Here is a 20180-nt window from a genome sequence, read left to right as displayed (position 1 = left end):
TCAGGTGAGGTCGATCTCGGGGAGGGGGCGTGCCGCGACCTCGGCGGCCTCCCCGGCGGGAACGCCGACCATCCGCAGCATCGCGCGGGCGAAGATCTGGTCGCGGTCTTCGCGGGGCTCCGAATCCATCGCCAGCTGAATCGAGGCGATGAGCGAGCCGAAGGTGCAGGTGGTGGCCAGGTCCAGGTCGTCGATGGTGAACCGGCCGGATTCCAGTCCCCGCAGCAGATCCCGTCGCGCGCGGGGGCCGAGGATGCGTACCAGGGCCGGGTGGGCCGCGCCCATCTGGACCAGAAATCCTCCCCACACCCGGTCGCTGAGCGCATGGCGGACCAGGTGGCGCAGTGACCCGGCGAAGGCCTCGGCCGGGTCCTCCAGGCTGGAGACCTCACGGTCGAGGATGTCACCGACCTTCTCCACCGAATCCTCGGCGACGGCGGCCTGCATCTGCTCGCGGGAGGAGAAGTAGTTGTAGAACGTGCCCGTGCCCAGGTCAGCGGCCTCGGTGATCTCGGCGATGCCGACCTCGTTGAACCCGCGCTCGGCCATCAACGTGCGTGCGGCGTCGATAAGCCGCGCCCGGGTCTGTTCGCGGCGCCTGCTTCGCCGGTCGTCGGTTTTCGTCATGCGTTCACCGTAAATGATCGCCCAGGTCACACCCATGCCCCGGGGGTGGTCGGGGGTGGCCGCAAAGGTGAATCCTTGTCCATGAATGAATGATGATTCACAATGTGTGCCAGACAACATGTTCCAGATCACATCAAAAAGGGAGACGCGCCCATGTCACTCAACGGCAACACAGCAGACAACCAGAACTTTGACACGGACGTCGTGATCGTCGGCGGCGGTCCGGTCGGCACCCTGCTCGCCGTCCTGCTCGGCAAGAAGGGCCACCGCGCCATCATCGTGGAGAAATGGCCCACCTTCTACGAGCGTCCCCGCGCCGTGACCTTCGACCACGAGATCGCCCGCATCCTCGGCTACATCGACATCGACTCCGAGAACGACGCCGCCATCGAGCACCACACGGACTTCTACTCCTGGCGCAACGCCGAGGGCGAGTCCCTCATGGAGGTCGACTGGACCTCCATCACCGACTCCGGCTGGCGCACGCGGTACTGGTTCTACCAGCCGGACCTGGAGAAGCGTCTGCGCGGCATCGCCGAGACAATGGACAACGTCGAGATCCGCTGCGGCTGGAAGGTCACCGACCTCCAGCAGGATGATGAGTCCGTCACCCTGTACGGCGAGATCACCGACAACCCGGAGGTGGAGAACCCGGACGCCGAGCAGGCGCAGATCCGTGCGAAGTACGCCGTCGGCTCCGACGGCGCGAACAGCTTCATCCGCAACTCCCTCGGCATGGAGATGAATGATCTCGGCTTCTTCTTCGACTGGCTGATCCTGGATCTCAAGCCGACCCAGGAACTGGAGTACGGTCCGGACCACTGGCAGCTGTGCGACCCGAAGCGCCCGACCACCATCGTCCCCGGCGGCCCGGGGCGCCGCCGCTGGGAGTTCATGGCACTGCCGGGCGAGGACCTCAAGGAGCTGGCCAGCGAGGAGAACGCCTGGAAGCTGCTGGAACCCTGGGGCGTCACTCCCGACAAGGCGATCCTGGAGCGTTCCGCGATCTACCGTTTCGAGTCCCGCTGGGCTGAGCAGTGGCGCTCAGGCCGGGCGTTCATCGCCGGCGACGCCGCCCACCTCATGCCTCCTTTCGCTGGTGAGGGCATGTGCGCCGGCGTCCGGGACTCCCTGGCCCTGGCCTGGCGCCTGGACCTCGTCCTCGACGGCAAGGCCGATGATGACCTGCTGGACTCCTACGGCGAGGAGCGCCGCGAGCACGTCCGCCACTACATCGACTTCTCCATGGGGCTCGGCGACGTCATCTGCATCACCGATGAGGAGGAGGCCGCGAAGCGCGATGAGCGCATGATCGCCGAACTCGCTAACTCCGACGGCACCCCCGTCAACACCGACGTCGCCCACCTGGGGCCGGGCATCTGGATCCAGGACGCCGCCCATGGCGGTGAGCTGGCCAAGCAGGGCCTCGTTGAATACCAGGGACGCAAGGGCCGGTTCGATGATGTCGTCGGCCGCGGCTGGACCGTCATCGGCCTCAACACCGATCCGGCAGCCGTGCTCGACGCCGGACAGCTGGCCACCCTCGAGACGATCGGGGCCACCACCGTCAGCGTCGGCCACCACGCGGACCAGGTCGATGTCGTGGATAGTGAGGGTGTCTACAGCCGCTGGCTGGACGGAGCCGGTGCCGCTTACGTGATCACCCGCCCGGACTTCTACGTCTACGCCACCGCCGCCGATGCCTCTGAGCTGCAGACGCAGCTGGACAGGCTCGGTCAGCTGCTGCACCTGAGCCCGCAGCCGACACTCGTCCAGTAATAATCTCCCCAGAGCCCATAAGCCACGGAAAGGTCAGACAACATGTCATTGAGTTTTGAGCACGTCACCCTCGGTCAGCGGGTGCTGTTCGGTCACGGTCAGGCAGCCGACCACCTGTCCGCCGAGGTTGAGCGCCTCGGTGCGGGCAAGGTCATGGTCATCGCCGGGGAACGGGAAGTCGAGATCGCCGAGCAGGTCGCAGCGCGTATCGACGTCGCGGTCTGGCACTCGGACGTGGTGATGCACGTCCCCGTCGAGGTCGCCGAGACCGCCCGCCGGAAAGCCACCGACAATGGTGTGGACCTGCTCGTCTGCGTCGGCGGGGGTTCCACCACCGGCCTGGCCAAGGCGGTGGCCCTGACCACGGGCATCCCGATCATCGCGGTACCGACCACCTACGCCGGCTCCGAGGCCACCAACGTGTGGGGTCTCACCGAGGCCGCACGTAAGACCACCGGTGTCGACCACAAGGTCCTGCCTGCCACCGTGATCTACGACTCCGCACTGACCCTGTCCCTGCCGGTGGACATGTCCGTGGCCTCCGGGCTCAACGGCATGGCCCACTGCATCGACTCGCTGTGGGGACCGAAGGCCGACCCGATCAACGCCGCCCTGGCTGCCGAAGGCATCCGCGCCCTGTCGGCCGGGCTGCCGAAGATCGTCGCTGATCCGCAGTCGATCGCCGGGCGGGATGAGGCCCTCTACGGCGCCTACCTGTCCGCGGTGGCGTTCGCCTCCGCGGGATCCGGGCTGCACCACAAGATCTGCCATGTGCTGGGCGGGACCTTCAACCTCCCGCACGCCCAGACCCACGCCACGGTCCTGCCCTATGTACTGGCCTTCAACGCCCCTCACGCACCGCAGGCCGAGGCGCGTGCCGCCGCGGCCTTCGGCACCGGCACGGCACTCGAGGGGCTGCAGAAACTGCGCGAACAGGTCGACGCACCGCAGAAGCTGTCTGACTACGGCTTCACTGCCGAGGGTATCCCGGAGACCGTGTGCATCGTCCTGGAGAAACTCCCGGCGAACAACCCGCGGGAGATCACCGCCGACAACCTCACCGCACTGCTCACGGCCGCACTCAACGGCGATGACCCGGCCGTGCTCACCGGCGATGTGCAGTACGCACAGTAAGACACCAGAAAAGGAAGCTGAAGAATAATGACGCAGGCAACCACCCAGACCGGTATCAGCGCGGCCCAGCAGGAGGTGGAGGAGGAACTCGTCGAGCGGGTTGTCGCCTCCTTCGACAACTGCGAGAATCCGCGCCTGAAGCAGATCATGCAGTCGTTGACCACCCATCTGCATGACTTCATCCGGGATGTGCGCCTCACGGAAGAAGAATGGAATAAGGCCATCGACTTCCTCACCGCCGTCGGACACATCACCGATGACAAACGCCAGGAGTTCGTCCTGCTCTCCGATACCCTCGGCGCGTCGATGCAGACCATCGCGGTGAACAACCAGGCCTATGAGGATGCCACCGAGGCCACCGTCTTCGGCCCCTTCTTCCTGGATGACGCCCCCGAGGTGGCTCTCGGTGGGGACATCTCCTTCGGTGCCGAAGGTCAGCCCGCCTGGATCGAGGGCACCGTCACCGACACCGACGGCCAACCCATCGCGGGTGCGCGGATCGAGGTGTGGGAGTGCGACGAGGACGGCCTCTACGACGTCCAGTACGACGACGGACGGATGTCGGCACGCGCGCACCTGTTCACCGATGAGAACGGCACCTACCGGTTCTGGGGGCTGACCCCGGTGCCGTATCCGATCCCGCATGACGGGCCGGTGGGCAAGATGCTGGAGGCGGTGGGCCGTTCCCCGGTGCGTGCCGCGCACCTGCATTTCATGGTCACCGCACCTGAGAAGCGCACCCTGGTCACCCATATCTTCGTCGAGGGTGACCCCCAGCTGGAGATCGGTGACTCCGTCTTCGGGGTCAAGGACTCGTTGATCAAGACCTTTGCGCAGCAGCCGGCCGGCACCCCGACGCCTGACGGGCGGGAGCTGGGTGAGCAGGACTGGGCGAAGACCCGTTTCGACATCGTCCTCGCACCCGCCCAGGCCTGATTCACCCCGTATTCACCCCATTCCGCCGCCCCACGCGATCATCTTCGCGTGGGGCGGCGGTGGCGTATCAGCCTGCTGGCCTCCGGTGCGAACCCGGTCACTCCAGGTAGGCAATCCACCGTGGACGACGTACACTTTCCACCCATGACTGCACCCCTTTTCGTTGCCGCTGTCCCCGGTGAAGCCGCCCACCTGCCCGAGGGCTCCGATGTCCTCATCACCGGAGTGGGCACCCTGCCCGCCGCGATCAACCTGACGCTCGAGCTGTCCGCGCGTCGTGCCGCCGGGAAGCTGCCCTCCCGGATCATCAACATCGGCACCGCCGGAGCGCTGCGGGATGACCATGAGAACGGCGTCTACGAGATCGACCGTGTGCACAAGCACGACTTCATGTCCGCAGAGGTCCCCGGTGTCACCGGCGTGGCCCTGCCGATCGCCTTCGAACCGGAGATCTCCGGGCGTTTCCCCACGGCCCAGCTGGCCACCGGCGACACCTTCGTCGAAGACTCCGTCACCCGCGACCGCCTGGCGCAGGACGCCGGCCTGGTGGACATGGAGGGCTACGCCGTGTGCGCCGTGGCGCACAGTTTCAATGTCCCGGTGACGCTGCTCAAGCAGATCTCGGACCGCGCGGACGAGGAAACCGCCCCGGGTTGGGCTGACGCCGTCGACCCCGGCGCGGTCCAGCTGGCCAAGGCGGTCCGTCTCCTCGAGGAAGCTGTGGTCACTCCGGTTTAGCGGTGTCCCCGGTTTCAGCCCTGGCCTCGGCCGGGGCTTTTTCCCTGTCGGCGTCTGTGGTGTCCCCGGCGTCCTCGTCAGAGGGCTTCCGTCTGCCCATGGAGATCAGTTTCTCCCGGACAGCGGTGAATGTCTCCCAGGAGGTGATGTTGCCGCCCCGGGCGGTGGCGATCTCGATGTCGTCGATGGTGATCTCCCCGGCACGCAGGGCCACCAGCTCGGAGTGGTAGCGGAAGAAGACCGCGGCTGTCGCGGCGACCGGCACGGCGAGGAATGCCCCCACGATGCCGAAGAGTGTGGAGCCGACCGTCACGGCCAGCAGGACCACAGCGGCGTGCAGGTTCATGGCCTTGGACTGCAGGACCGGCTGGAGGATGTTGCCCTCGAGCTGCTGGACCGCGATGATCAGCAGCAGCACGAACAGGGCGTTGGTCACACCGTTGGTCACCAGAGCGATGATCACGGCCAGCGCACCGGCGGTGAAGGCACCGACGATGGGGATGAAGCCGGCGAAGAAGGTGATCACGGCCAGGACGAAGGCCAGCGGCACGCCGAGGAGCATCAGGCCGATGCCGATGAACAGGGCGTCGACGAAGGACACGATCGCCTGCGTCCGGATGAAACCGGCCAGTGTGTTCCAGGTGCGGGTGAGCACCTCGGTGAGGTGCCAGCCGGCGTTGGCGCCGGTGTACTTGCGCAGCCAGGGCAGGAAACGGTCGCCGTCCTTGAGGAAGAAGAACGTCAGCACCAGCATCACCACGAGGGTGACTGCGACGGAGGTCGCCGCGCTCAGCCCCGTGAAGACGCCGGAGGCGATCTGGGAGGACTGGTCCTGGAGGAAACCCGTGATGTCGTTGAGCACCTGGTCGAACTGCCCCAGATCAACGTTGAAAGGCGGTCCCTGGACCCACTCTGACAACTGACTTAAACCCACGGAAGCCTGATCGATCAGGTCACGGCCCTGGTTGCGGATGGTCGGGGCCATCGCGGCGAAGATGCCGCCGATGATGGCGAAGAATCCGACGAGGACGACCGCGGCGGCCAGTGCAGCGGGGAAGCGCAGCTTATCCCGCAGGAGTTTCACCGGCGGCCACAGAACGGTGGCGACCAGCAGCGCAAGGAGGACCGGCAGGATGCCGGCCCACACGAAGCCGAGGATCTGGCCCAGGATGTAGGCCGCGGCGACGAAGATGACGAAACGCAGGGCCCAGCCGGCGGCCCAGCGGCCGTCCCGGCCGATGAACACCGCGCGGTCGGTGACGTCATCACTGTCCTGGGGGCTGGTGACGTCCTGCGGGTTGTCGGACAGCTCGGCGAAGTCGGAGACGGCCTCGGCGAGGTCGTGGGTGTCGGTCCCCGTCTCGCCGGGATTGTGGGGGCTCTTCGGTGTGCTCATCAGATTTTCAATTCTGCCAGAGAAATCGATTGTCAGCCGCGCACGGAGCCGACCGGCCGCAGCACGCCGAAGCGGTGCAGGGTCACGGTGACGGCCTGCTCCAGCAGGAAGGGGAGCAGCTCCCGGCGGCCGTCGGCGAGCACAGGCTGGTCGAGGATGACGGAGCCGTTCTCCGCGGCGGCTGCGTAGAGCGCCGGATCAACCTTCCCGAGGGCCCGCACCCGGCTGCCCGGGCTGAGACTGGTGCCCTCGATGACCTCGATGCCGGTGCCTGTCCGCAGACCCGCCATCCGCAGCCGCCACAGGTCGCGCCCGGCGGCACCGGGCCCGACCCACACCTGCAGCGGTTCCGGGAGCCGGCGGTAGCGGAAGATGTTTGCCTCACTGCGCAGCCCCGTCAGGTCGTGTTCGCGGCTGAACTCCTCCCGCCAGGACAGTTCATCGAGTTCGGCGGCGGTGCGCAGCCACGCAAGGTCAGCCGGGGAGAGTTCTGCGGCGGCACGATCAAGCAGATCGTTGACAGCGGGGAAGAGCTCCACCTGCGCGTGGTCGGGTTCCCCGTCGGACCAGGTACCCAGCTGGGCCACGTAGTTCGGGCCGCCGGCCTTGGCTCCGGGGCCGATGACGGATTTCTTCCAGCCGCCGAAGGACTGCCGCTGCACGATCGCGCCGGTGATGCCGCGGTTGACGTAGGCGTTGCCCACCTCAACGTTGTCCATCCAGTGGTCGATCTCTGCGTCGTTGAGGGAGTGGATGCCACCGGTCAGCCCGTAACCGGTGGAGTTCTGCCAGGAGATCGCCTCATCCAGCGTCGCGGCGTACATGATGCCCAGGACCGGGCCGAAGCACTCGTTGGTGTGGAACCAGGAGCCGGGGCGAACGTTGTCGCGCACACCGGGCGACCAGAAGCGGCCCTCCTCATCGAGGCGGCGGGGCTCCAGCAGCCAGTCCTGGCCGGAGTCGAGCTGGTTCAGGCCGCGGTGCAGCTTCTCCCCGGGGGGTTCGATCAGTCCGTTCATGGTGGTGGAGATATCGGTTCCGGGGCCGACGCGGAGGGTACCCACGGCGTCGAGAAGCTGCGTCCGCAGCCGCTTCGACCGCCCCGCCGCGCCGACGAAGATGACCAGCGAGGCCGCCGAGCACTTCTGGCCCGAGTGCCCGAAGGCGGAGCGGAGGATATCGGCGACCGCCAGGTCCGGATCCGCGGCCGGGGTCACGATGATCGCGTTCTTTCCGGAGGTCTCCGCGCTCAGTTTCATCTCCGGGCGCCAGGACCGGAAGAGGGCGGCCGTCTCTGTCGCGCCGGTGAGGATGACCTGGTCGACGTCCGGATGGGAGATCAGACGCTGCCCGGCCTCCGCCTCATCGGCGGGCAGGAACTGGACGAGGTCCGTGTCCACGCCGTGCCTGGCCAGCCCGCGGTGCACCGCGTCGACCAGCACCTCCGCGCAGGCCACGGTCTGCGGTGCCGGTTTGATGATCACCGCGGAACCCGCTGCCAGCGCGGCCAGCACCCCGCCGGTGGGGATGGCGACGGGGAAGTTCCACGGGGGCACCACCACCGTCAGCGCATGCGGGGTGAAACGGGAACGGGAGCGGTCGAGGTTACGCGCGGATTCGGCGTAGTAGGTGGCGAAGTCGATGGCCTCGGAGATCTCCGGGTCCGACTGGTCGATGGTCTTGCCGGCCTCCTGGGCCATCACGGTGACCAGTGCCCCGCGGGCGTCCGCCAGTTCATCGGCGATGGCGTCCAGTACCTCGGCGCGCTGCGCGCCGCTGCGCTGGGCCCAGGCGGTGGCCAGCTCACGTCCCCTTTGCACAGCCTTGTCGACGACCGCCGGGTCGGTGATCTCCTCCGCCCGCAGGCGATAGGGCTCGGCCGCGAGTGCGTCGAGCGCCCAGGCCCGGTTGACACGCAGGGCCGGATCCGTGTCCGGTTCATTGCGGAACCGTCCCGTCTGCAGCGCCTGGCGGCCCCGCTCCGTCTGCCGGTCCTGCTTCCGGCGCGGCTGCGCGGAGGTGCTCTCCCGCTCGGCCACGGCCCGGCGCAGGGCCTGCTCCTGCAGGTCCATCGGGCTCGGCGGCTCGATGTCAGGGGCGAAGAGGGCATGGAGGAAATTCTCCTCCGTGGCATTCTCCTCGAGACGGCGCACCAGGTAGGACACGGCGACGTCGAAATCCTCGGCGTGGACGACCGGAGTGTAGAGGATCATCCGGCCGACCTCCGCCTGCACCGCCTTCTGCTGCTCCGGGGCCATGCCCTGCAGCATCTCCGCATCAATCTGCTCCGTGACTCCGCGGGCCAGTCCGAGCTCCCAGGCCAGCGCCACAGTGAACAGGTTGTGGCTGGCCACCCCGATGCGCACGTTGGCAACGTGCTCAGGCCGGAGGATGAAGTCGATGAGTCGGACGTAGTTGGCGTCGACCTCCGCTTTAGTGGCGTAGGGGGCCTGTTCCCAGCCGTGGACCTCCGCCTCGACCTTCTCCATCGAGAGGTTCGCGCCCTTGACCAGACGGATCTTGATGGGGGCGCCGCAGCCGGCGACCCGCTGTTCCGCGAACTCGGCCAGCTCCTGCAGGGCGGCGAAGGAATCGGGCAGGTAGGCCTGCAGGACGATGCCGGCCTGCAGGTCGGTGAACTCCGGCTCGCTGAGCAGTTCCGTGAACAGGCGGATGGTCATCCGCAGGTCCTTGTACTCCTCCATGTCCAGGTTGATGAAGGTGCCGTTGGCGTGCGCCGCGCGGTACATCGGCCGCAGCTGGTTCTTCAGGCGGATCAGGTTGCCCTCCAGGTCCCAGGGGTTGAGCTGGGCGCAGAGGCTGGAGGCCTTGACGGATATGTAGGTCACCCGCGGGTTGTCGATCAGCTGCATCGTGCGCTCGGCCCGCCGGTCGGCTTCACCGTCGCCCAGCACCGCCTCACCGAGCAGGTTGAGGTTGAGCTGGTTGCCTTCCGCAGCAGCCTTGTCCAGCAGCTTATTCAGCGCCTTGCCGTCCGCGTCGAGCACCAGGTGCCCCACCATCTGCCGCATTCTCGTGCGGGCGGCAGGTAGGACGATGCCCGGCAGTTTCGGTCCCAGCAGGCCACCCAGCCGCAGTGCGGCCTGGTTGAGCCGGCCCAGGAACTCCGGAGGTGAATCCAGGCTGCGCAGGGCCTGTGCAGCGGTGCGGTTGTCCTCCGGACGCATGACCCGGTCCACGAAGTCCATGGTGAAGGACACCCCGGCCGGGTCACGGACCAGGTCCGCGAGACGTTCGGTGGCGGAGGTGCCGGCGCCGCCGGCGCTGGCCTGCAGCCAGGTCCGGGCCCGGATCACGGCGGACTCGAGGATTGTTTCGACGGTGGTGAGCTCAGACATGGGGGACGTCCTTGGGGTCAGTGGGATGGACTCAGTCGGTTCGGCTGGACCGGATGGCCACCGGGGGACGGTCACTGACGTGGCGGGTGCGGGTCAGCTGCGGATTCACTGGCGGGCACCTTTCTCCTGGATATGCCCCGCACGGGGCAGGGGAGGCACGGAAGAACGTGATCTGTATCGCTCCCCGCCAGTATAGGGCTGCGGGGGTGTCCATGGCGGTTGTCACCCGGATCTGTTTCCTCCCCTCATCCTGCGCTTCCTCTTGCGGTGCGGTGGCAGTCTGGCTCTATGGGCGGTATGGATGTCCTCGTCTTCTCCGCCGGGCCGCAGACCGCCCCCGGTGCAGAACCCGTCGAGGCCTTCACGCACCACGCGGTGGAGGTACTGCACTGAGAACTGCGGGTCGTCGCGGCGCAGTGGATGCGTGCGCTGGCGTGGCTGTGCGCCCCCGGGTGCGCCTGGGGCGAGGCCGGCCGGTCACTCTGAGCAGCGGAAACAAAATAAGTTGAGTCAGCCGGGAACAACTTTGCGTGGAGCGCCGTTGTACGGAATGTAAGCTTGAGTGCGGTCGGCTCAAGGCATCTGCTAGGGTGGGTGCCGGAAGTTGAGCCTCAGGCAATCAACTTAAGGAAGCCCGCTTAAACAGGAGGAAAACAATATGGGACGTGCAGTAGGAATCGACCTCGGCACCACCAACTCGGTGGTTTCGGTGCTGGAGGGTGGCGAGGCCACCGTCATCGCCAACTCCGAGGGCGCCCGGACGACCCCGTCCGTCGTCGCATTCGCCAAGAACGGTGAGGTCCTGGTCGGCCAGTCCGCGAAGAACCAGGCTGTCACCAACGTCGACCGCACCATCCGTTCCGTCAAGCGCCACATCGGCTCGGACTGGTCCGTCGACATCGACGGCAAGCAGTACACCCCGCAGGAGATTTCCGCCCGCACCCTGATGAAGCTGAAGCGTGACGCTGAGGCCTACCTGGGTGAGGAGATCACCGACGCCGTCATCACCGTCCCCGCCTACTTCGAGGACGCGCAGCGTCAGGCCACTAAGGAGGCCGGCCAGATCGCCGGTCTGAACGTTCTGCGTATTGTCAACGAGCCCACCGCGGCTGCTCTGGCCTATGGCCTGGAGAAGGGTGACAAGGAACAGACCATTCTCGTTTTTGACCTGGGTGGCGGTACCTTCGACGTCTCCCTGCTCGAGATCGGCGACGGTGTCGTTGAGGTCCGTGCCACCGCCGGCGACAACAAGCTCGGCGGCGACGACTGGGACCAGCGCGTCGTTGACTGGCTCGTCGACAAGTTCAAGTCCTCCAACGGCATTGACCTGACCAAGGACAAGATGGCCCTGCAGCGTCTGCGCGAGGCCGCCGAGAAGGCCAAGATCGAGCTGTCCGCCTCCCAGCAGGCCACCATCAACCTGCCCTACATCACCGTGGACGCAGACAAGAACCCGCTGTTCCTGGATGAGACCCTGTCCCGCACCGAGTTCCAGAAGATCACCCAGGACCTGCTCGACCGCACCAAGGAGCCCTTCAACCAGGTCGTCCGCGACTCCGGTATGTCCGTCGCCGACATCGACCATGTCGTTCTCGTCGGCGGCTCGACCCGCATGCCGGCCGTCACCGACCTGGTCAAGGAGCTGACCGGTGGCCGCGAGCCCAACAAGGGCGTGAACCCGGATGAGGTCGTTGCCGTCGGTGCCGCCCTGCAGGCCGGTGTTCTGCGCGGCGAGGTCAAGGACGTCCTGCTTCTCGACGTCACCCCGCTCTCCCTCGGCATCGAGACCAAGGGCGGCGTGATGACCAAGCTCATCGAGCGCAACACCACCATCCCGACCAAGCGTTCCGAGACCTTCACCACCGCCGAGGACAGCCAGCCCTCCGTGCAGATCCAGGTCTTCCAGGGTGAGCGCGAGATGGCCGCGGCCAACAAGCTGCTCGGTTCCTTCGAACTCGGCGGCATCGCCCCGGCCCCCCGCGGTGTGCCGCAGATCGAGGTCACCTTCGACATCGACGCCAACGGCATCGTCCATGTCACCGCCAAGGACAAGGGCACCGGCAAGGAGAACACGATCAAGATCCAGGACGGCTCCGGCCTGTCCCAGGAGGAGATCGACCGCATGGTCAAGGACGCGGAGGTCCACGCGGAGGAGGACAAGAAGCGCCGCGAGGAGCAGGAGACCCGTAACAACGCGGAGTCCATGGTCTACCAGACCCGCAAGTTCGTGGAGGAGAACTCCGAGAAGGTCTCCGAGGACATCAAGGACAAGGTTGAGGAGGCCGCGAAGGGCGTCGAGGAGGCACTCAAGGGCGAGGACCTCGAGGCCATCAAGGCTGCCGTGGAGAAGCTCTCCGCTGAGTCCCAGGAGATGGGCAAGGTCATCTACGAGGCCGACGCCAACGCTGGCGCCACCCAGGCACAGGCCGGTGACGAGGCAGCCGACGATAACGTCGTCGACGCCGAGGTCGTCGAGGACGAGACCAGCACCGACACCGACACCGACGCTGAAGGGGAGAAGAAGTAGTGACGGACCCCAACCCGATGCCCGACAACCCGGGAGACCCGGAGCACACCGACCCGGAGGCGACCTCGGCTGAGCGTGCCGAGGCCGCCGCCGACGAAGCTGCCCGTGCCCAGGACGCCGACCCCGAGATCGACGCTGCCCTGCAGGCCGAGATCGAGGCCGCCTTCGCGGAGGCGGAGGGTGGGGTTCCGCCGATGGATCCCGACGCCGACGGCGACGGGGAAGTCTCCGACATCGAGGCGCAGCTCGCCGAGCGCACCGAGGATCTGCAGCGTGTGAGCGCGGAGTACGCCAACTACCGTCGGCGTACCGAACGTGACCGCCAGGGAATCATCGACTCCGCCAAGGCGTCGGTGCTGACCCAGCTGCTGCCGATCCTCGATGACCTGGAGCTGGCCGCCAAGCACGGGGACCTCGACCACGGTCCGCTCAAGGCTTTCGCCGATAAATTCACCGACACCGTCAAGGGGCTCAAGCTCGAGCCCTTCGGTGCGGAGGGCGAGGCCTTCGACCCGGAGATCCACGAGGCGGTGCAGGACCTGTCCTCGGGTGAGGAGAAGGTGCTCGGCACCGTCCTGCGGCACGGCTACCGCTTCAGCGACAAGGTCGTCCGCAACGCGATGGTCATCATCGCGGATCCGGCCGACACCGCCGAATAATCCGGGGGTTCCACCCCGACCTGCACCGCCGTCCGAGACGCACCTCCAGCCGCCCTCGGGTGGCGGTGCACCCATTTTCACCCGTGATACAGAATAATTACAGGAACAACGAGAGAATCCGTTTCAGAAAGGAGGAGATGCCCAGTGACTGTTCAACGCGAATGGGCAGACAAGAACTACTACGCGGATCTGGGGGTCTCCTCATCCGCCTCCGCAGACGACATCAAGAAGGCCTACCGGAAGCTCGCCCGGGAGAACCACCCCGACAAGAACCCCGGTGACAAGGCCGCCGAGGAACGCTTCAAGAAGGCGGCCGAGGCATACGACGTCATCGGCGACGAGACCCGCCGCAAGGAATACGACGAGCTGAAGTCGATGCTGCGCTCCGGCGGCTTCGGTGGTTTCGGCGGAGGCGGAGGCGCCGGATTCCCCGGCGGGTTTCGCCAGACGGAGGACTTCGACCCCTCGGACATCTTCGGACGAGGATCCGGTGGAGGATTTTCTGCGGACGGCGGTCTGGGCGATATCTTCGGTGGCCTTTTCAACCGCGGCGGCGGTGCTCGCCACACAGCTCGGCCGACGCGGGGAGCGGACGTCGAGACGGAGATCACCCTGGACTTCCGGGAGGCGGCCAAGGGGACCACGATTCCCCTTCAGCTGACCGGCGACGCCCCCTGCAACACCTGCCACGGCTCAGGCTCGAAATCGGGCAATCCCACCGCATGCTCCGTGTGCCACGGCTCCGGTTTCACCTCGGAGAACCGCGGTGCCTTCGGCTTCTCCGCCCCATGCACCAACTGCGATGGCACGGGTCAGGTGATCACGGACCCGTGCACCACCTGCCACGGTTCCGGCACGGTCCGACGTACCCGCCAGCTCACCGTCCGCATCCCGGCCGGTGTCATCGACGGGCAGAAGGTCCGGCTGGCCGGGCAGGGCGAAGCGGGGCCGCAGGGCAAGCCTGCCGGCGATCTCTTCGTCACCGTGCACGTGCGCGCCGACAAGGTGTTCACCCGCTCCGGTGATGACCTCGAGGTGACCGTGCCCGTTTCCTTCGCGGAGCTTGCCCTCGGCGACACCGTCACGGTCCCGACCCTCGACGCACCGGTGAAGGTGAAGGTGCCCGCCGGCACACCCAGCGGACGCACCCTGCGTGTCCGGGGCCGAGGCGTGCCCAAGAGCGGCGGCACCGCCGGTGACCTCCTGGTCACCGTGGAGGTGACGGTGCCGAAGAACCTCGACGCCGCCGCCACCAGTGCCCTGCGCACCTATGCGCAGGCGGAGAAGGACTCAGGATTCAACCCGCGCACCGGGTGGTCCGGGAACAGATAGCAGAGTGTGAGGAGGTGTATGACCTGTGATCGGTGACAGTGACAAGGCCGGTGGAAAGGCCAAGGAAAAATCGTCGACGGAGGAGCTGGGCGAGGTCTTCGTCATCTCGGTGGCCGCCGAGCTGGCCGGCATGCACGCCCAGACCCTGCGCACCTACGACCGCATGGGACTGGTCACCCCGCGCCGCACCACAGGTGGTGGGCGCCGCTACTCCCGCAAGGATGTCGCCCTCCTGCGCTGGATTCAGCAGCTCTCCCAGGAGGAGGGCGTGAACCTGGCCGGTATCAAGGCGATCATCGAGCTCTCCGAGGAGAACGAACGTCTCCGCGCTGAGGTGGAGGAGCTGCGTGCAGAGAAGGAACGGTTGCGCGGCCGCAGTGGTGTCCGGGGCGGGGAACTCGTCCACGTGCCGCGTTCCACCGCGATTGTGATGTGGGAACCCCGCCGTGTGCGGCGCCGCCGCCAGGCGTGAACCAGGATCTTCCCAAGGCCCGCGTCCGCCCCTGCTGAGGGGGTGGCCGCGGGTCCCTTTTTCCTCGGAGCCTTCCTGCCTGTGCGGTTGTGAACTCTGCTAGTCACCCCCTTCGCGGATAATGTCCACAGATCTTCGCAACTGTGTCCTGGGGCACAGGTAGGGTGTGGTGGCAGACCGCACATCCTCCGTGAAAGGACTCACCGACATGACTGTCTACGCCAACCCCGGTACCGAGGGTTCGATCGTCAACTACCCTGAGCGCTACGACAACTTCATCGGCGGCGAGTGGGTGGCCCCGGTGGACGGCGAGTACATGGACAACATCACCCCGGTTACCGGCGAGGTCTTCTGTCAGGTCGCCCGAGGCAAGGCCGCCGACATCGAGCTGGCCCTCGACGCCGCCCACAAAGCCGCCCCGGCCTGGGGGAAGACCTCCGCAGCCGAACGCGCGCTGATCCTCCACCGCATCGCCGACCGCATCGAGGAGAACCTCGAGGAGATCGCCGTCGCCGAGACCTGGGACAACGGAAAATCCGTCCGCGAGACCCTTGCCGCCGACATCCCCCTGGCCGTCGACCACTTCCGCTACTTCGCCGGTGCCCTGCGTGCCCAGGAGGGGCGTCTGTCGCAGCTCGACGAGAACACCGTGGCCTACCACTTCAACGAGCCCCTCGGTGTGGTCGCCCAGATCATCCCGTGGAACTTCCCCATCCTCATGGCCACCTGGAAGATCGCCCCGGCCCTGGCCGCCGGCAACGCCATCGTGCTCAAGCCCGCAGAGCAGACCCCGGCGTCCCTGCTCTACCTCGTGGAGAAGATCGCGGATCTGCTGCCGGCCGGTGTGCTCAACATCGTCAACGGCCTCGGCGACGAGGCCGGCTCGGCACTGTCGGGTTCGGACCGCATCGCGAAGATCGCCTTCACCGGCTCCACCGGCGTCGGCAAGATCATCAACAAGGCCGCGGCCGACAAGATCATCCCGGTCACCCTCGAACTGGGCGGCAAATCCCCGTCCATCTTCTTCCCGGACATCATGGATAAGGACGACGCCTTCCGGGACAAGTGCCTCGAGGGCTTCGCCATGTTCGCCCTCAACCAGGGTGAGATCTGCACCTGCCCCTCCCGCGCGCTGGTCCACGAGTCCATCGCCGATGACTTCCTGGCCCTGGCCGTGGAGCGTGTCAAGAGCATCAAGCAGGGCAATCCGCTCGACACCGAGACCCAGATCGGCGCGCAGGCCTCCCAGGAGCAGATGGACAAGATCTCCGGCTACCTGGAGCTCGGCCCGCAGGAGGGCGCAGAGACCCTCACCGGCGGCAGCGTCAAGCAGATCGAGGGCCTGGACAAGGGCTTCTACATCGAGCCGACCGTGTTCAAGGGCACCAACGACATGCGTATCTTCCAGGAGGAGATCTTCGGACCGGTGCTCTCGGTGGCCACCTTCAAGGACTACGACGAGGCCATCCGCATCGCCAACGACACCAACTTCGGGCTGGGTGCCGGCGTGTGGGCCCGCAACGGCAACATCGCCTACCGCGCCGGCCGTGACATCCAGGCGGGCCGCGTGTGGGTCAACCAGTACCACACCTACCCGGCCCACTCCGCCTTCGGCGGCTACAAGGAGTCCGGCATCGGCCGCGAGAACCACCTCATGATGCTCGCGCACTACCAGCAGACGAAGAACCTCCTCGTCTCCTACTCCGAGGATGCCGCCGGCTTCTTCTGATCCGCCAGTTCCCCCAGCCGCGCCAGAAACACCGGGTCCGCCCAGTAACTGCTGTGGTCCCCGGAGCTGTCACCCGGCCAGACCCGGGCCCCGAAACCCGGGGCGGTGGGATCCGGCCCGTGGACACCCGCCCCCTCCGTCACGGTCATTCCGATCGGGTCGGAGGGGTTCGTCATGGCGTGGATCTGCGGCCGGTCACCCAGCAGCGTCAGTTCCCCGGCACGGGCCACACCGGCGCCCGGGCTGCCGATGAGGATGAGGTCATCCGCGTAGAGCCCACCGCCTGCCGATGCCGCCTTCCCTGCCACTACGGAACCGTAGCTGTGGCCGACCACGATGCGGCGCTGACCGGGGAAACGCCGGGTCAGCTCCCGCTGGAAGAGCTGTAGTTCCGTGCCCGCCGCCCGGGCCGGTTCCTGTGCGAGTGCATGGGTAGCCTGCACCGGGGCGTGGTAGCCCAGCCACAGGACCGCCGCCCCACCCGTGGCGGCGGCGACAGTGCGCGCCCGGTTGAGGTGGACCGGCAGCCCTGCAGGATCGGAGGAGCCCACCCCGGCCACGATGGTGGTCACCGACGGGGCCGTGGCGAGATCGCCCACCGCGGCCACCAGGCGCCCGTCAGCCACCTCCAGGATCTGCAGGTCAGGCTGTTCCAGGGCCAGCAGTTGCACAGCCTCAGGCGCGGTGAGCAGGTTGAGCTCATGGACGGCCGCCACCTCCAGGTCCGGGGTGTCACCGAGGCGGGTCGGCTCCTCAACCTGCACCGGGGTGCACAGCAGATCGATCTGCCGGGCGCAGGCGTAGTCGAGCAGATCTCCCAGCACGCGGAGATTATGCAGCAGCAGACTGAGCGCGTCGGCAGCCCCCGCATAGCCGGCGACCAGCCCACGGGCCCGTACCTCCGCGGCGTCCAGTTCCTCCTGCAGCCCGGCCGTCACCGACAACACCTGCGCCACCCGCAGCATCTGAGCAGGTGGGGCCGTCATCGGCCGGGCCAGAACATGGAGGCGGTTCACCGCGGCCTCCGCGGCCTGACCCCGGAAACCGGTGGCGGGCAGCTCATCGAAACTGCGGGACAGCCATTCCGCCTGCCCCACGAGCCAGTCGGCGTCGACGGTGAGGCGTCGGGCGGCGTGGCGCAGGGAAGGGGCGTCGATACGCATCAGATATCCAGTCGGGCAGCGAGCCGGGAATCGTGGTCCCGGGCACGGGAGAGGAGATCGCAGACCTCCCGGACATGCCCGCGCAGCGCCTCATCCGCCCGGCGGTGGGTACCGGTCCAGGCGATCCCGGCGCGGTGCAGGGCCGCGGCGGTACGCGAACCTGGGGGTAGCTCCGGCGACGGGGGTTCGGAAATGGGGCGCAGCAGGGAGCTCAGGTGGTCGAAGGTGGCTGCGGTCAGCTGTATCTGGTTCATGCCGTCAGTGTGGGCCGTGACCGCGGCCACGCCAACCGGGTGCCCGCGAACCTGTGGATAACCACCGCCCATCCACATACTGTGGGTGCCATGCGAATCGGAATCGTGCAGTTGACCTCCGGCGGGGATATCGTGGACAACCTCGCCCTGGCCCGGGACCAGATCCGGGAGGCCGCCTCCCGGGGTGCCACCCTCATCGTGCTGCCGGAGGCCGCCAGCCATGCCTTCGGTGCCGGCCGGCTGGACAGCCAGGCCCAGGAGCTGGACGGCCTCTACGCCACCGGCCTACGCGAGCTGGCCCGGGAGCTCGGGGTCACCGTCGTCGCCGGGATGTTCCGCCCCGCTGACACCGTCGAACGCGAGGGCCGGGCCTTCCACCGCGTGTACAACACGGCCCTGGTCACCGGCCCGGACGTCCACCTGGGCTACGACAAGATCCACACCTTCGATGCCTTCGACTACCGGGAGTCCGACACCGTCAAACCCGGCTCCGAGCTGGTCACCTTCGAGGTGGACGGGGTTACCGTGGGCGTGGCCACCTGCTACGACATCCGTTTCCCCGTGCAGTTCCAGGATCTGGCGCGCCGGGGTGCTCAGGTGATCGTGGTGCCCACCAGCTGGATGGACGGCCCGGAGAAGCTCTACCAGTGGCGCACCCTCACCGCGGCCCGGGCGCTGGACTCCACCTCGTGGATCGTCGCGGCCGGTCAGGCCCGCCCGGGTGGCCAGGAGCAGGCGGGGCAGTCCAGCGGCCCGACGGGCATCGGCCATTCGTGCGTGGTGGGGCCGACGGGGCGTCGGGAAGCGGAGGCCGGTTACGAGCCGGAGATCATCGTCATGGACCTGGACATGGACGAGGTGACCAAGGCCCGGAAGACACTGCCGGTGCTGTAGGCGGGCTCAGGGGTGTGGCCACTCCTCGGTGGGTTCCCAGGCCTCCGCCTGAATGTGGTCGGCCGGGGTGCCACCGGCGATGAGTGCCGCGACGGTGCTGTGGACCCCCTCCGGATCACCGGCGACCAGGACCTCCCGGTCGGCCCACGCGCCGTAGGAGGCCACCAGTTCGCCGACCTGTCCGGTCTCCTGCAGGTGCAGGCCGCGCGGGGTGCGGGAATCCTCGGTGGCGCCGACCCACCACGCGTCCCTCGGGTGTTCGACGACGGGCACCACCGACAGCCAGGAGCTGACCACCGCCAGGTTCCACAGGCCCATGAGGTCGTAGAGTTCGCCGGGGTAGTCGGCCGCGACGAACAGGTGGACCCGGGGACGCTCCTCCCAGTCGAGCATGTCGAAGAGGATCGCGCGCAGCGGGGCCAGCCCGGTGCCGTGGGCGATCATGAGCACGTCGCGTTCCCCGCTGACCTGCAGGTCACCGCGGGGGGTTCCGAAGAGCCAGTAGTCGCCTGGTTTGGGCAGGGCGAGGAGCTGGGATATGTCGGAATCCGCCAGGGTCCGGATGTGGAACTCCAGCTGGCCGAAGTCGTTGGGCGGCAGGGCGGGGGAGAGCATCCGCCATACACCGGGCAGGTAGGTGGTGGTCACGGGCAGGTGCTGGCCGGCGCGGTAGGGGACGGGTACGCCGGCCTCCAGACGCACGACGCTGATGTGGCGGGTGCGCCGCTGCACGCCGAGAACCTCAGCGGACCAGGCCGGGGCCTCTCCTTGTGCGTCGGTTTTCCGGGCAGCATCGGCCATGACCTTGCACACGCTCGCCAGGGCGCGGGCGGCGGCGTCGGCGGCGGGGACCTCCAACGTGTGCAGCCCGTGGTCCAGAGCGGTGGCGAAGGCGGGGTAGATCTCGGCGGGGAAGCCGTAGCGGCGGTGGTCCCGGCCGAGCTGGCGCAGCCGGTCGAGGATCTGTGCGGGCAGTGCCCCGGTGCGCGGGGTGCGCTCGAGGACCCAGGCACAGGCGGCGGCGAGCTCGACATGGGTGTGGCGCAGGGATATGGGGAAGGCCTGCCGGGCCTCCAGGACCTCCTGGTAGAAGCGCTGCTGCACCACGTCCCGGAACTCGCCGCTGCGTTCCCGCAGGGCGGCACCGGTATCGAGAAGAGTCGCCGAATCCATGTCCACCA

16 protein-coding genes are annotated in these 20180 nt (G+C 67.4%); 10 read left to right on the top strand and 6 right to left on the bottom strand.

The window, feature by feature from the left end:
• Window positions 1-627, bottom strand: coding sequence for a TetR/AcrR family transcriptional regulator (locus EAH68_RS03450; RefSeq protein WP_241228270.1), 627 nt, complete (start codon window positions 625-627; stop codon window positions 1-3).
• Window positions 628-780: 153 nt separating this feature from the next.
• Between EAH68_RS03450 and mhpA the strand changes: the two genes are divergently transcribed.
• The 4 genes from mhpA to EAH68_RS03430 all read left to right on the top strand — a co-directional run bounded on the left by mhpA (window position 781) and on the right by EAH68_RS03430 (window position 5214).
• The gene (mhpA, locus tag EAH68_RS03445; RefSeq protein WP_126119935.1) at window positions 781-2406 is read left to right on the top strand and encodes a bifunctional 3-(3-hydroxy-phenyl)propionate/3-hydroxycinnamic acid hydroxylase MhpA; all 1626 of its coding nucleotides are present in this window, start codon (window positions 781-783) and stop codon (window positions 2404-2406) included.
• A 42-nt stretch (window positions 2407-2448) separates the two neighbouring features.
• The gene (locus EAH68_RS03440; protein ID WP_126119934.1) at window positions 2449-3540 is read left to right on the top strand and encodes a maleylacetate reductase; all 1092 of its coding nucleotides are present in this window, start codon (window positions 2449-2451) and stop codon (window positions 3538-3540) included.
• Between the two features lie 27 nt (window positions 3541-3567).
• Complete coding sequence (locus EAH68_RS03435) at window positions 3568-4476, top strand: dioxygenase family protein (RefSeq protein WP_126119933.1); 909 nt, start codon at window positions 3568-3570, stop codon at window positions 4474-4476.
• A gap of 144 nt (window positions 4477-4620) precedes the next feature.
• A complete protein-coding gene (locus tag EAH68_RS03430) occupies window positions 4621-5214 on the top strand; it encodes a nucleosidase (protein WP_126119932.1) in 594 nt (197 codons plus the stop codon).
• Here the strand turns inward: EAH68_RS03430 and EAH68_RS03425 are convergent.
• On the bottom strand, window positions 5201-6610 hold the full coding sequence (locus tag EAH68_RS03425) for an AI-2E family transporter (RefSeq protein ID WP_126119931.1): 1410 nt from the start codon (window positions 6608-6610) through the stop codon (window positions 5201-5203). The genes EAH68_RS03430 and EAH68_RS03425 overlap by 14 nt on opposite strands.
• Window positions 6611-6642: 32 nt before the next feature.
• Window positions 6643-9969, bottom strand: a complete 3327-nt coding sequence (locus EAH68_RS03420) for a proline dehydrogenase family protein (protein ID WP_126119930.1) — start codon at window positions 9967-9969, stop codon at window positions 6643-6645.
• 658 nt (window positions 9970-10627) lie between these two features.
• Here EAH68_RS03420 and dnaK point away from each other — a divergent pair.
• The 5 genes from dnaK (at window position 10628) to exaC (ending at window position 16688) form a co-directional block, all read left to right on the top strand.
• Window positions 10628-12496, top strand: a complete 1869-nt coding sequence (gene dnaK, locus EAH68_RS03415) for a molecular chaperone DnaK (protein WP_126119929.1) — start codon at window positions 10628-10630, stop codon at window positions 12494-12496.
• Complete coding sequence (gene grpE, locus EAH68_RS03410; RefSeq protein WP_126119928.1) at window positions 12496-13155, top strand: nucleotide exchange factor GrpE; 660 nt, start codon at window positions 12496-12498, stop codon at window positions 13153-13155. Before dnaK ends, grpE begins: the two co-directional genes overlap by 1 nt.
• 144 nt (window positions 13156-13299) lie before the next feature.
• Window positions 13300-14487: a molecular chaperone DnaJ gene (dnaJ, locus tag EAH68_RS03405; protein ID WP_126119927.1), complete on the top strand. Its 1188-nt coding sequence runs from the start codon at window positions 13300-13302 to the stop codon at window positions 14485-14487.
• Between the two features lie 130 nt (window positions 14488-14617).
• Window positions 14618-14959, top strand: coding sequence for a heat shock protein transcriptional repressor HspR (locus EAH68_RS03400; protein WP_241228283.1), 342 nt, complete (start codon window positions 14618-14620; stop codon window positions 14957-14959).
• 208 nt (window positions 14960-15167) lie between these two features.
• Window positions 15168-16688 carry an acetaldehyde dehydrogenase ExaC gene (exaC, locus tag EAH68_RS03395; protein ID WP_126119926.1) on the top strand — a complete coding sequence of 507 codons (1521 nt, stop codon included), beginning with the start codon at window positions 15168-15170 and terminating at the stop codon, window positions 16686-16688.
• On the opposite strand, the gene EAH68_RS03390 is transcribed toward exaC, so the two are convergent.
• Together EAH68_RS03390 and EAH68_RS03385 are read right to left on the bottom strand one after the other, a co-directional pair.
• Window positions 16658-17851 (bottom strand): alpha/beta hydrolase, encoded by a 1194-nt coding sequence (locus EAH68_RS03390; protein WP_126119925.1) that lies wholly within the window; start codon window positions 17849-17851, stop codon window positions 16658-16660. The genes exaC and EAH68_RS03390 overlap by 31 nt on opposite strands.
• The gene (locus tag EAH68_RS03385; protein WP_126119924.1) at window positions 17851-18105 is read right to left on the bottom strand and encodes a hypothetical protein; all 255 of its coding nucleotides are present in this window, start codon (window positions 18103-18105) and stop codon (window positions 17851-17853) included. The genes EAH68_RS03390 and EAH68_RS03385 overlap by 1 nt, the downstream gene beginning before the upstream one ends.
• A 90-nt stretch (window positions 18106-18195) precedes the next feature.
• Here EAH68_RS03385 and EAH68_RS03380 point away from each other — a divergent pair, with 90 nt between their 5' ends.
• A complete protein-coding gene (locus EAH68_RS03380; protein WP_126119923.1) occupies window positions 18196-18999 on the top strand; it encodes a carbon-nitrogen hydrolase family protein in 804 nt (267 codons plus the stop codon).
• Window positions 19000-19005: 6 nt separating this feature from the next.
• Here the strand turns inward: EAH68_RS03380 and EAH68_RS03375 are convergent, their stop codons facing one another.
• Window positions 19006-20172, bottom strand: a complete 1167-nt coding sequence (locus tag EAH68_RS03375) for an FAD-binding oxidoreductase (protein ID WP_164546383.1) — start codon at window positions 20170-20172, stop codon at window positions 19006-19008.
• Between the last annotated feature and the right edge of the window lie 8 nt (window positions 20173-20180).

Origin of the sequence: Corynebacterium hylobatis (genome assembly GCF_003955685.1) — a bacterium.
GTDB lineage: Bacteria > Actinomycetota > Actinomycetes > Mycobacteriales > Mycobacteriaceae > Corynebacterium > Corynebacterium hylobatis.
The sequence above is the reverse complement of the archived record's forward strand: the minus strand, read 5'-3'. Positions and strand labels throughout refer to the sequence as shown.